The sequence below is a fragment of the Bacillus sp. FJAT-26390 genome, from assembly GCF_001682865.1.
GTDB lineage: Bacteria > Bacillota > Bacilli > Paenibacillales > Paenibacillaceae > Pristimantibacillus.
This window is the reverse complement of the sequence record NZ_MAQX01000022.1, coordinates 20,455-32,981: the sequence shown is the minus strand read 5'-3', so window position 1 is coordinate 32,981 and position 12,527 is coordinate 20,455. Positions and strand designations below refer to the sequence as shown.

Here is a 12,527-nt window from a genome sequence, read left to right as displayed (position 1 = left end):
AGGAGGACGACAGCGATGGAACGAATGATAGGCTGGCTGAAGACAAGTGAGCAAAAAATGCTGATTTGGGCAAATCGGAGACCTGCAGGGGGGAAAAGACATCGACTCCTTGGCAAATGGTTAAGCACAGTCACACATATGGGCGGCGCCACTTTTACGCTCGCAACCGCCCTTATATATGCAATACTAGCACCTGCTCCTTGGAGCATAACTGGCTGGCAATGCTTGACTGCCGTCATCATTAGCCATTTGCCAGTTGCAATCGTCAAACGAAAATTTAAGCGGCTTCGGCCTTATCAGGCGTTGCAGGGCGTAAATACATGCCACAAACCGCTAGTGGACTCTTCCTTTCCATCCGGCCATACAACAGCTATTTTTGCCTGGCTCGTACCTATTTTGCTCACAAGCGGCATTTGGCTGACGCTGCTTGTGCCAGCAGCCTTAATAATCGGAGTATCGGTTGGATGGTCGAGAATGTATCTTGGCTTGCATTACCCGTCCGACGTTGCGGCAGGCGCACTCATCGGAACGGTGACCGCCCTTGCAGTCAATTATTCGTGGGTTGTACCCGCGGTGGGACTAAACTAGTTGTCCTCGTCATCAGAATCGGAACCGTTCAAAGCAGCTTCGCTCGCTTCCGCCTCTTCTTTAATCGACTTCTCTTGCTTCGCTTCGCGGTGCTTTCGCAGCGCCTCGGAGCCGATCACGGCTTCAACCCGGTAAATATTTTGCCCTTTTTCCATAAACTTCATCTCATATTCAGTAAACACAAGGTCCTCTCGGGGGCCTTCTTTGTGTAAATGAAGCGAAATATTGCGCATGATAAGCTCCATCTCCGCAAAGCTGTTCAACGAAAACTCGAACAACGATTGTGAATCCGTCTTAAAATGAATCTCGCCGCGCTCATTCAGCAGCTCGATATATTTGGCAACGAGCCTTGGATGCGTGAGTCTCCGGCGCGCGTGCTTGCTCTTTGGCCATGGATCGCTGAAGTTAAGGTGAACGCGCTCGATCTCGCCCGGTGCAAACATTGTCTCGATTCCTTCGATATTAGCGCGAAGAAGCGCGAGGTTTGGCGGATGCGACTCCCCTTTTTGCTCCCAAATGATGCGTGCTTTCTCGCTTGCCCGGCGAAGCAGCTCGTCGTACATGTCAACGCCGATAAAGTTGATGTGCGGATAACGCGCGCTCATCTGGCTGATGAAACGCCCCTTGCCCATGCCCAGCTCAACATATATGGGGTTGTCATTGCCGAAAAACTCATTCCATTTTCCTTTGTGGGGCGCAGCATCAAGCACAACTAGCTCCGGCTGTCCCTCTAGACTCTCGCGAATGCCTTTTCTTCCTCTTAAACGCATATACAGTGATTCCTCCATTTATCGTAGACGTTGCAACGAATTAGACTAGTCCTTATTGTGCCCAAGAATGTGTCCAAAGTAAAGAGAAATGGTGAAGCAAAGCGGACAAACCCTCATCATATAGAAAAAAGCCGCGGCCCGTTTCCAGGCACTGCGGCTTGCATGTTGTGTATTTTGTCGCGCTGCTTAAGTGATTAAAGAAGCAGTTGGTAAGGAATCGGTCCATTCTCCTGCTGGTCACGCTCATAAGTCTCAACCAGCACTTCGTTCAATTTCTTCCGTGCAGAAATTTCTACGCCATGGTTATTGTGAAAACGGACACCCGTAAGCGCCATCAATTCTTTAACAGTCAGCTCAACCGTTACCGTGTCGTCGCCGCGCAATATTTTGGATACGTTATTCATCTCTAATCACCTCATCGATTTATTGTAACAGTATTTCCATCTAATCGACGTTTCATGAATGCAGGTGCAATTGGGCTATGTCAGGTTTATTTGTTGTTTTGTCGCACTTTTAATATAACACTTCATGTAAGGTTATGCAAGCCCAAATTGCCCCGTTTCAAAGATAATTTCCAAATAAAGCGGTTTCCGAACGTTCATCCACCCTCCCTATAAGAAACGTGGCTTTTCCGCTGATTTTTCGCTAAAATATAGGGTGTACGTCTTGAAAGAAGGAGAAAACGATGATTGGACTACAACCATCGCCACAGCAGCCAACGCTATGGGGCGATAAACGATTTCATACATGGAATTACGAAATGCGGGAGCAGTTCGGCGGCAAAGTATTCAAGGTTACGCTTGATGCCGGCTTTACTTGCCCGAACCGCGACGGCTCGATTGCCAAAGGCGGCTGTACGTTCTGCAGCGCGCGCGGCTCAGGCGATTTTGCGGGCAGCAGACGTGATGATCTCGTTACGCAGTTCAATACCATACGGGATCGCCAGCATCAGAAATGGCCGGATGCGCAGTACATCGGCTACTTCCAAGCTTATACGAATACGTATGCGCCGCTTGAGGAGCTGCGCGAATATTACGAAAAGATTTTGCAGCAGCCGGGCGTTGTTGGGTTATCGATTGCTACCCGTCCTGACTGCTTACCTGATGACGTGGTCGATTATTTGGCGGAGCTGAATGAGCGAACCTATCTTTGGGTCGAGATGGGCCTTCAGACGGTTCATGAATCTACTTCCGAGCTGATTAACCGGGCGCATGACACAGCTTGCTACGTCGATGCCGTGAGACGCCTTCGCGAGCGCGGCATACGGGTATGCGCGCATATCATCTATGGCCTTCCGCAAGAAACGCATGAAATGATGCTCGATACCGGCCGCGCCGTCGCTGAGATGGATGTTCAGGGCATTAAGATCCACCTGCTTCACCTCATGCGCAAGACGCCTATGGTCCGCCAGTACGAGGCTGGGCTGCTCCGATTCCTAGAGCAAGATGAGTACGTGAAGCTAATCGTCGACACGCTGGAGTTTCTCCCGCCCGAGATGATCGTTCACCGCCTCACCGGCGATGCGCCGCGCGACCTGCTGATCGGTCCAATGTGGAGCCTTAGAAAATGGCAAGTGCTCAACGCCTTCGACGATGAGCTGAAGCGCCGCAACACTTGGCAGGGAAAACAATGGCAGCCGAGGTCTAAACACAATGCACAATAGTAAATTTAACAGCTCTTTGCGCACAAGCAAAAACATGTGCCTGCAAGCTGCCGCGATCGGAGGTGCGCCATGGGTTTTCTGTCGGTGCTGAGCATGGCTCACAAATGGATCGCCGAGCGCACCGCCCCTGGCGATACCGTCATTGACGCTACCGCTGGCGGAGGCGTCGATACGCTGGCGCTTGCAGCGCTCGTCGGGCCAAAGGGCACCGTGTATGCCTTTGATATCCAGCAGGAAGCGCTTGACCGTACACGAGAGCGCCTCCATGCTGTCGAAAGCAACGACAACAAGCTGCCTGAGGTTAAGCTAGTGCTTGAGAATCACGCAAACCTAGTTGATGCGGTTGATCCGGCTGTCGTTGGACAAGTCTCCGCGGTCATGTTCAACCTCGGTTATTTGCCGGGAAGCAGCGATCTAACGATTATAACGGAGCCTGCATCGACGCTGGCTGCGCTAGACGCTGCTATTGGGCTCCTGCGGCCAGGTGGCATCATAACCTGCGTCCTTTATCCAGGCCATCCGGGAGGCGCTGAGGAAGCCGCTTCCGTGGAAGCTTGGGCAGCTAAGCTGCCGCAATCGCTAGCACAATCGGTAACGTACCGCCAGTCGCAGCGGCCTGCGGCACCCTATCTCGTTGCTTTAGAGAAACGGCCGCAGAAAGCTTGATTAGCTTGGTGCGGCATGCTTGAGAAATAGGCAGATCATGCAATGATTTTGGTAACAACGTCCCTTTTCACCGTTAAATGTTCAACCTATGCTTAAAGATAGTTGATCGCTTACACCAATACATACAATTGACATGGGAGAGATAACCAATGACTGTAAAACCTTATCCGTTACAATTTAAGCCTGAAATGAAAGAACGCATTTGGGGAGGACGCGCGCTTGAAGGCTTCGGACTTGAGCTGCCAGAAGGCTCGATCGGCGAAGGCTGGATGATTGGCGACCACCCGAACGGCACAACAAAAGTGATGAACGGCGAGCTTGCGGGCACCGGCCTTGACCAAATTCGCGAGGAATACGGCCGCGTTTGGTTCGGTTCGAAGGGCTTCTCCGAGAAAAACGGACGTTTCCCGCTCCTTATTAAATTGCTGGATTGCAATGATGATCTATCCATTCAAGTGCATCCTACGGACGTATATGAGGGTCTTCCCGAGGGTGAGCTGGGCAAGACGGAAATGTGGTACATCCTTGATGCTAAGCCGGGCGCCAAAATCATTTACGGCTTGAAGGACGGCGTTGACCGCGCCTCGATGGAAGCTGCGATTGCAGAAGGCCGCATCATGGATACGCTGCAAGAGGTTTCCGTAGAAGCTGGCGATGCGTTTTATATTCCTGCCGGCACCGTTCATGCGCTATGCTCCGGTGTTGTTGTAGCTGAGATTCAGCAAAACTCCGATACAACGTATCGTTTGTTCGATTACGACCGCCCAGGTCTTGACGGTCAGCTGCGCGAGCTTCACATCGAAGATTCGCTAAACGTTATCGCCTATGAGGGTGCCGGCGCTCAGCGCATGAAGACCGACGATGCGGTTGCGGGTGAATGGCTGCGCATCGCTTCTTCCCCTTACTTTATCGTTGAAAAAGGAATCGTAGCCGCTCCTTGGGAGCTGTCCACTTCACTCGAGAGCTTCGTTATCCTCGTTATCGCAGAAGGCGAAGGCCTTTTGAAATGGGCAGACGGCGAGCAATCGGTCAAAGCAGGCGAGTGCTTCCTGCTTCCAGCTAACCTTGGCGACTATGCGCTTTCGGGCAGCATGACCGTCCTGCGCAGCGTTGTTCCTGCATAAATAGCAACAAGGGTTGAAATGATAAAAACGACTCCGCTGAGAAAATAAGCGGAGTCGTTTTTTTTATTCAGACGGTCGGAATCGTACCGCCATCTATCACGTATTCGCTGCCCGTAATCGACGATGCACGATCGGATGCTAGAAACGCGACAAGCTCGGCTACTTCCGCCGGCAGTCCCGGCCGTCCAAGCGGAATGCCCCCGAGCGAGCTCATTAATTGCTGCAGCGCGCTTTCCCTGCTTCCAGTTGCCGTTGCTATCCGGTCGATCATGGCATCCGCAGCCTCCGTTTGAATAAAGCCCGGCGATACCGTGTTGATCCGAATGCCCCGCGGGGAAAATTCGTTGGACAGCCCTTTGCTGTAATTGGTAAGAGCAGCCTTGGCAGCCGCATAGGCTAGCGTTGTCTCGTAAAGCGGCAGCCGCCTTTGGATCGAGGTAAAATGGATAATGACGCCGGAGCCCTGCTCTGCCATTAGCGGCAGCAGCCCGCGGTCCACGCGTACCGCGGCAAGCAGATTCCAATTCAGGGAATGAATCCAGTCTTCGTCATTTAAGGCGAGCGCTCCTCCGGGCGGCGTCGTCGAGCCGCCAACGCAATGCACAACGATATCAATGCCGCCTAGCTTCTCTTTCACTCCTTGAATGACTTTCTGCGTTCCTTCCTGCGTCGCTAGATCCGCTTGAACGAACAACTCTGGCTGCGGGAAATCTGCCGGCATAGTGCGAGCTGCTGTCAGCACCGTTGCTCCGGCGCCGGAAAGCCTCTTGACGACTGCCTGTCCCATTCCTTTTGTTCCGCCGGTGACCAGCACTTTTTTGTTTTCGAATTCATTCCATGATCTATTGCTCATCCTTCTCACTCCCGTTATTCAAAATGCCTTCTACAATAATGCCGCGGTATATCCCGCCGCGGAGCCGATGTTTTAGCGCGTCCTGATATGCTGGGCTATAATACCAAGCCTTCGCTTCCTCCAAAGATGGAAACGATAGAATGGCAGCTCCTTCCACATCCGGCCCTTCGATCACTTGATAGGTTCCATATACAGCAAGCGGCGTGACAGGATGCCCGGCCAAGCCCGCAGGCGCTTTTTGCGAATAAAGACCAAGCTCTTCCTTATCGATCGTTTTTTCACGTATAAAGATGATATAGGCTGACAATAGCTGCCCTTCTTTCTTTGGTTATTTAAGCACATCGCTATCTTACCTTGACCCTCTTATAACGTCCAATTTATAATAATAATAAAATTGATGAATTATTTTCATATAAAGAAGGTGCTCGCATGGAGCTTACGCAGCTTGAATATTTTTTGACCGTTTCTCGCCTTCAGCATATGACGATGGCCTCCAAAGCGCTCAGCATTACCCAGCCTGCTTTAAGCCATTCCATTTCCAAGCTGGAAAGCGAGCTGGGCGTTCCGCTCTTCGAACGCAATGGCCGGAACGTCCGGCTTAACCGGTATGGGCTCATGTTTGGCAAGTGGGTGGAGCAGGCGCTGCAAAATATCCAGGACGGCATGCAAGAAATCGAGGAATTTTCCAATCCGGAAACCGGTGTCGTTTCGATAGCCTATCTCAATATTTTAGGGGTTGATCTGGTGCCCACACTCGTAAGGGACTACCAGCTCATTCATTCAAAAGTTCGTTTTGAACTGAACCAAGGAAATCTAGGGGATATTGATGAGCAGCTGGAGAAAGGTTATGCGGATCTGATGATTACCTCGCGTGAATCCATCATGGATAATCATAAATGGCTCGTCATTCAAACGATGCCCCTATATATTGTCGTTTCTGCCAGCCATCACTTGGCGGAGCGCGCTTCGTTAAGCCTCATGGATTTATCGGGCGAGCCGTTCGTCGGACTCAAAAACAACTGCAGCCTCAAAGCAACGATTTTGTCGCGGTTTCATCATTCAGGCTTTACGCTGGCTTCCACCTATGAGGCTGAAGATTTGGCGACGGTCGCGGGGTTCATTAAGGCGGGGCTTGGCGTGTCGGTGCTTCCGAAAACGCTTGGGCTGATGCTGGACGGACTGGTGTGGATACCGATTACGGACGAAGGCTGGTTTTGGGAAATTGGCCTAAAATGGAGGGAAGACCGCTACTTGTCGCCAGCGGCCAAACGATTTATTGCATATGTGGAGCTTCATCGCCAATCACCGCTTTGACAAAAATAGGTGCCTGCGGATAAAAAAAAGGGGCGTGCCAATGGGTCTGCGCTCTGCTTAGACCTATGGCATGCCCCTTTTATTCTATTTTGGTTTACCCCTGCAAAGCTCCTTGCTCAACTTCGATCGACAACGTGAACGGACGCGGCTTCGGCTTGCTGCTGCCAGCCTCAAGCGCGTACAAGACGACAAGCAGCGTATGACGCTCCCTTACTACCTCTCCCGTTGCGAGGAATGCCGCAAGATCAAATGGCACTCTCTCTATCACAGCATGCTTTTGAAGCTCCTTCTCCCCGAAACCAAGTGCAGCGAATTCTGGCGATACCTCTTCGGGACGGTCCGCTAGGCGGCGCATCCAGCCGCTCCATACGGACTTGTCCATCGTGAACTCCCACCAGGTTTTGCGCGGCTTGTAATTATGATTAAGGAAATAATCATATTTCATAAGCCCAAGCACCACATCCGAATCAAGACGCGATCCCGCAATTGCCAGCACCTCGTCAAAGGTGTAAGCCGTCTTCGACGAGTCATCCTCAGGCGATGGCAGGGAGCCGATTGCCTTCTTGCCGGGCAGCGGCAGCGTATCAAGAAACGCCCATAGACGCGAATACAAATCCTCAAGCTGATGGCCGATCTTCTGCCAGCCGCTCCGTTCCCAGAAATCGCCGAACGCTTGGAAGAAATCAAACGGCGAAGGGAATACCCGATCTACCAAATAGAGCAGCGTATGGTCCATCCGATGCGCATTCCAGTATTTCTCGAGCACGTCCTCGACCCGCTTAATGCGGACGATATCGCCAAATGGCATCAGATCATTGCCTAACATTTCATACGGCGATCTGTCCATATAAATATAGCCCCATTTGTCCGCTTCGCGGCGCAGTCCAGTGCCTCGGAGCATTTTGAGGAAGCCTAGCTGCAACTCCTCGGGACGCAGCTCGAATACGTCGTTAAACGTACCGCGGAACGTATCGTAGTTTTCAAGCGGAAGCCCGGCAATCAAATCGAGATGCTGATCGATTTTTTGCGAGTTTTTCACCTTCATGACGGTACGAACGAGCTTCATCCAATTTTGGCGGCGCTGAACGGCTTCATTCGTCGGATCATTCGTAGACTGCACGCCGATCTCGAAGCGGAATATGCCGGGAGGCGCATTCTCAGCCAAGTAGTCAAGCACTTCCGGCCGCATGATGTCAGCCGTAATTTCGAATTGGAAGACGCAGCCTTGGTGGTTTTTGATCAAAAATTCGAATATTTCGAGCGCGTAGTCCCGCTTAATATTAAACGTTCGATCGACAAACTTAATAAGCTTTGCGCCTTTTTCGATCAAATACAAAATATCCGCTTTCGTCCGCTCCATATCGTAGTAACGAACGCCAACCTCGATGCTGGATAGACAAAATTGACAGCTGAACGGACAGCCGCGGCTTGTCTCAAAATAAACGACGCGGCTTCCCAAATGAGGAATATCCTCCTCAAAGCGATGCGGCGAAGGCAGCTCATTCAGGTTCAGCTTCGGACGGGGCGGATTAATAAGCACCTCGACGCGGTCCTCGCGCTGCTTCCGGTAGGTAACCCCAAATACCATATGGTATTTGCCGTCGCCTTCAATCTCGGTCAGCAAGTGGTGGAACGTCTCCTCGCCTTCCCCGACTACGATAAAATCAACCTCTTGCACGCGTTCCATCCAGTAGTCCATATCATAGCTGACTTCAGGTCCGCCGAGGATGATCTTAATTTCCGGCATGATTTTGCGCAGCATATTGATGACGGTAATCGTCTCTTCAATGTTCCATATATAGCAGGAGAAGCCTACTACATCTGGCTTGCGCGAGAAAATATCCGACACGATGTTCATTACCGGATCTTTGATTGTATACTCAGCAATATCAATATCGAATCGGTCTCCGCTGAACGCCTTCAAGCAGCGCAGCGCCAGTGATGTGTGTATAAACTTAGCATTTAATGTGGACAGTACCACTTTCATAGCAGCATAACCTCTCTAACTTAAGCATTTGCTTATGAAGCGCGATTCCAAATGATGAATGGCGCCTATAGCAAGATGCCTTCTATTGTACAGAAAAAAAAAGAAAAAAAGAAGAGGCACCCGCTTGCCGCATATCGCGGCAGCAGATGCCTCATCTCCTTAAACTCTTACTTTAATGAAAAGCTCATCTTTAAGCTGCATGTCGATGACCGGATAACGGACCCGCCATTTATCGCTGCCTAGTGACGTAACCTCGCCCGCAGCAAAGCCGCGCGGCTCGAAGCCGTAATCGCGTTCAAAGGAAATAACGACTTGAATTTTTTCGTTAGGCAGCATTCTGTGGAACTCGTAGCCCAGATTAATCGTCCAAACCCGCAGCTCCTCCGCCGATTTCGCACCGTAATACATATAGAACAACGGATCAATATCAGCTGTCAGCACAAGCCAGCCTCCAGCATCTCGCTTCGCTTCCCACTTGGTAAACTTTGCTTCTCCTGCCGTTGCCGACAACGAGGAATATTGCTCCTTAAGCAGCTTCTCGATATCTGTCAAAGGAACGCCCACAAGCGTTTCCGGCAGGCTAGGCGGCAAAAATTTAGCGTTCGCTATATCTTTATCGGTCGTCTCGCTGTTCAGGTTAGCCGCATGAATAACCGATACGGCAAAGTTCAAATCAGCTGCCGTATCCGCATAACCGCTTGTCGTAATGCCAACAAGATCTCCATACTCATTAAACAGCGCTCCGCCGGAGCTTCCGTGGTCGATAGGCGCGCTTGTCTGTATGTAACGAATGCCGTCTTCGAAAATAATGTTGCTGACTAGACCGTCGGAAACCGTATTTTGCAAGCCTTGCGGACTTCCAATTGCGGTAACCTTGCTGCCCTTATAAGCGTTGAAGCCGTAGCCCAGCTCTACCACTGGCAGGCCAATCGGTTCTTCCGTTTTGATAATGGCTAAATCCGCTTTTTCGTCATATTTGGCTACGCCAACAATTTTCAGCTCTTCGCCATTAAGCGTAAGCGCTGTTGCAGAGGCAGCGTCAACCATCACATGATAGTTCGTCAGAATTAGGTTATCGTCGATAACTACGCCGCTGCCTTGTCCACGATTCGTCGAGATCAACACAACGCTCGCGTCAAATTTATCTACTATATCTTTACTAGTAAGCTTAGGCAGATTTTTCTGCTGCTCCAGCCATTCGTTATACTCGGCTTCCTCGGCAGCTTCCGGCGATGTAATCCGAACTGCATTAGCCGCATTATCCCATTTGACTGCAGCGCTGAGAGATTCGGATATGAAGCGTACCGGCACGAACGTAACGCCCTTGCGCACGACAGCCGGTGCGTCTAGCTTCACTGTCTTGCCATTAATAACGGCTTGCTTGACGCCTACTTTAAGAGATATAGAAACATTGCCTTTACGTCCAATAATCGTCTCCGTCTTGCTCTCCCAGGTTACCGAAGCGCCCAGAGCCGTAAAAATATCGCGCATCGGTACGAAGGTCACGCCTTTCTCTGCATACGCAGCTGCCGAGAGCGAAAGCTTCTTGCCGTCTACAAAGACCTGCAATTGCTTAGTTGTGGCAACCGTCGTCTTGCTCGGAGCGCTAGCCGCCGCAGCCGTGCTGTCGCTGAGTACCGGCAATGGTGCAAGCAGCAATCCTGCTACAAGCAAGGGACTGAGAATAGTCTGAATAAGTTTTGTTTTCACGCGGTAGCTTCCTCCAATATTTCACAATTTCACCATATGATATCTCTACCATTTATCCTACCATTCCTGCTGATGCTTTGTCTATGAAATCGATTTTCATAGTGGGCATCCGGCAGCCAAATAGAAGATTAGAATTGATGCCATGACTCGTGGTATAGTAGGAGCATTGAATCTAGGAGGTTTTCAGCATGCACAGGGGGAAAAAGCGCGGAGCTCCTCAATCACAAGCAGATAAGAGCAAGTCCTATCCGGTTACCGAGCCGATGGAGCTGCTTCCTTTTCTAATAAAAAACATTTCAGGCGCGGGACGCAACGTCGTCAAGTCGATACTCGCGCACGGACAGGTTTCCGTTGGCGGAAAATCGACTACCGCATACAACTATCCGCTGCAGCCCGGCCAGACGGTTACCGTTGGCAGAGATCGGCCGCAGGAAAAGATTCCGCTCGAAGGGCTCACCATCATGTTTGAGGATGAGCATATTATCGTCATTAAGAAGGAAGCCGGGCTGCTGTCCATATCGTCAGACGCCGCACCGGAGAATGAAGTTACTGCCTACCGCCAGCTGACGGCGCACGTACGGGTGGAAAATACGAAAAATCGGATTTTTGTCGTGCACCGGCTCGATCGCGATACGTCGGGCGTTATGATGTTCGCAAAGAGCGAAGCGGTTCAGCAGCAGCTGCAAAACAGCTGGCAGGATTCGGTTCAAGAGCGGATCTATGTTGCGCTAGTCGAAGGAGCCGTTAAGAAGGAGCAGGGAACCATCACTTCATGGCTGAAGGAAAGCAAGACGCTCAAAATGTATTCAAGCGCCCACGCGAATGACGGTCTGCACGCCGTCACCCATTACAAGGTGCTGCGCGCCAACAAAAACTTCTCACTGCTCGAAGTGAATCTCGAAACCGGCCGCAAAAACCAAATTCGCGTCCATATGGAGGACATCGGCCATCCGGTCGTAGGAGACAAAAAGTACGGCGCCCGCACGCGAATCATCGGCAGGCTCGGACTTCATGCTCGCGTACTTGCCTTCACGCATCCGATTACAGGCAAGCTTGTGCGCTTCGAAACCGAAATTCCGAAGCTGTTTCTCAAGCCGTTCCATGTAACCGAGTAGCGGCAGCACCAAAAAAGAAGCATCGGCTGCCTGTAACACGCAGCCGATGCTTCTTTTATCCATAAGGAGGATGATCATTATGCCACATCTATTATTTCGCGGAGTGCCTGCCGAGAAGCTGCAATCCGTCACCGCTCCGCTTGCGGATGAGCTTGCAGCCATTTGCGATTGCGGTACCGACAATTTCACGATGGCTTGCCAGCATACAACAAACGTGTTCGGAAGCCCGGAAAGCGAAGCCGGCTTCGCCTTCATCGAGGTAGGCTGGTTCGAGCGCGGGCAGCAAATCCGAAATCGCTTCGCGGTGGCCGTCACAGATGCTGTCCGCCAGCTCGGCATATCCGAAATCGAAATCGTGTTTCATGCGTACCGCGAGGACAGCTATTATATTAATGCCGAGCCTGTGGAAGAATAGCATACTTCTATGCTTCGCTTGATTGAGGTTATTTTCCAGCAATGACCCGAAAATGCTTCCTCGGAAGAGGCTGTCCCAAAGCCTTATCATGGCTTCTTTCGTCCACCGCAGAAGTGCGGATCATAAGAGAGCTAAGCCTTCAACTCCACTTTCAAGGTGTGGTTGGAGGCTTTTTCCATTCATAGTTGAGATCGTCTGATGAATCTTAACACATGAATTTGTAATGAGCGGACTGTCGTTCCGTTATATTTGCGTTTTGACCATTTAGGGCGAATTATGCGGACAGGAGATCCGTTATCTCCATTTAAACGAGGTTCCAATT

General features: G+C 51.0%; 13 protein-coding genes. 7 read left to right on the top strand and 6 right to left on the bottom strand.

Annotated elements, in window-relative coordinates:
• Positions 1–15: 15 nt before the first annotated feature.
• Complete coding sequence (locus A7975_RS17375) at positions 16–588, top strand: phosphatase PAP2 family protein (RefSeq protein ID WP_065385961.1); 573 nt, start codon at positions 16–18, stop codon at positions 586–588.
• Here A7975_RS17375 and trmB read toward each other — a convergent pair.
• A complete protein-coding gene (trmB, locus tag A7975_RS17370; RefSeq protein WP_065385960.1) occupies positions 585–1,358 on the bottom strand; it encodes a tRNA (guanosine(46)-N7)-methyltransferase TrmB in 774 nt (257 codons plus the stop codon). The genes A7975_RS17375 and trmB overlap by 4 nt on opposite strands.
• Positions 1,359–1,552: 194 nt before the next feature.
• On the bottom strand, positions 1,553–1,762 hold the full coding sequence (locus tag A7975_RS17365) for a hypothetical protein (RefSeq protein ID WP_053374526.1): 210 nt from the start codon (positions 1,760–1,762) through the stop codon (positions 1,553–1,555).
• Between the two features lie 281 nt (positions 1,763–2,043).
• On the opposite strand from A7975_RS17365, the gene mnmL reads away from it, so the two are divergent.
• The 3 genes from mnmL (at position 2,044) to A7975_RS17350 (ending at position 4,811) form a co-directional block, all read left to right on the top strand.
• A complete protein-coding gene (gene mnmL, locus A7975_RS17360; RefSeq protein ID WP_053374525.1) occupies positions 2,044–3,021 on the top strand; it encodes a tRNA modification radical SAM protein MnmL/YtqA in 978 nt (325 codons plus the stop codon).
• A gap of 69 nt (positions 3,022–3,090) precedes the next feature.
• A complete protein-coding gene (gene mnmM, locus A7975_RS17355) occupies positions 3,091–3,687 on the top strand; it encodes a tRNA 5-(aminomethyl)-2-thiouridylate-methyltransferase MnmM (RefSeq protein ID WP_065385959.1) in 597 nt (198 codons plus the stop codon).
• 149 nt (positions 3,688–3,836) lie between these two features.
• Entirely contained in the window at positions 3,837–4,811 is a 975-nt protein-coding gene (locus A7975_RS17350; RefSeq protein WP_065385958.1) for a type I phosphomannose isomerase catalytic subunit, read from the top strand.
• A gap of 67 nt (positions 4,812–4,878) precedes the next feature.
• Here A7975_RS17350 and A7975_RS17345 read toward each other — a convergent pair whose 3' ends face one another.
• Positions 4,879–5,664: an SDR family oxidoreductase gene (locus tag A7975_RS17345; RefSeq protein WP_065385957.1), complete on the bottom strand. Its 786-nt coding sequence runs from the start codon at positions 5,662–5,664 to the stop codon at positions 4,879–4,881.
• Positions 5,654–5,971: a DUF1330 domain-containing protein gene (locus A7975_RS17340; protein WP_065385956.1), complete on the bottom strand. Its 318-nt coding sequence runs from the start codon at positions 5,969–5,971 to the stop codon at positions 5,654–5,656. The genes A7975_RS17345 and A7975_RS17340 overlap by 11 nt, the downstream gene beginning before the upstream one ends.
• A 122-nt stretch (positions 5,972–6,093) precedes the next feature.
• On the opposite strand from A7975_RS17340, the gene A7975_RS17335 reads away from it, so the two are divergent.
• The gene (locus A7975_RS17335) at positions 6,094–6,978 is read left to right on the top strand and encodes a LysR family transcriptional regulator (RefSeq protein WP_065385955.1); all 885 of its coding nucleotides are present in this window, start codon (positions 6,094–6,096) and stop codon (positions 6,976–6,978) included.
• 94 nt (positions 6,979–7,072) lie between these two features.
• Here A7975_RS17335 and A7975_RS17330 read toward each other — a convergent pair whose 3' ends face one another.
• Positions 7,073–8,965, bottom strand: coding sequence for a B12-binding domain-containing radical SAM protein (locus A7975_RS17330; RefSeq protein ID WP_065385954.1), 1,893 nt, complete (start codon positions 8,963–8,965; stop codon positions 7,073–7,075).
• A 159-nt stretch (positions 8,966–9,124) separates the two neighbouring features.
• Positions 9,125–10,675, bottom strand: coding sequence for a stalk domain-containing protein (locus A7975_RS17325; protein ID WP_065385953.1), 1,551 nt, complete (start codon positions 10,673–10,675; stop codon positions 9,125–9,127).
• Positions 10,676–10,863: 188 nt separating this feature from the next.
• Here A7975_RS17325 and A7975_RS17320 point away from each other — a divergent pair, with 188 nt between their 5' ends.
• Together A7975_RS17320 and A7975_RS17315 are read left to right on the top strand one after the other, a co-directional pair.
• The gene (locus A7975_RS17320) at positions 10,864–11,790 is read left to right on the top strand and encodes an RluA family pseudouridine synthase (protein WP_141680344.1); all 927 of its coding nucleotides are present in this window, start codon (positions 10,864–10,866) and stop codon (positions 11,788–11,790) included.
• Between the two features lie 79 nt (positions 11,791–11,869).
• Entirely contained in the window at positions 11,870–12,205 is a 336-nt protein-coding gene (locus A7975_RS17315; RefSeq protein ID WP_065385952.1) for a DUF1904 family protein, read from the top strand.
• Positions 12,206–12,527 lie beyond the last annotated feature (322 nt).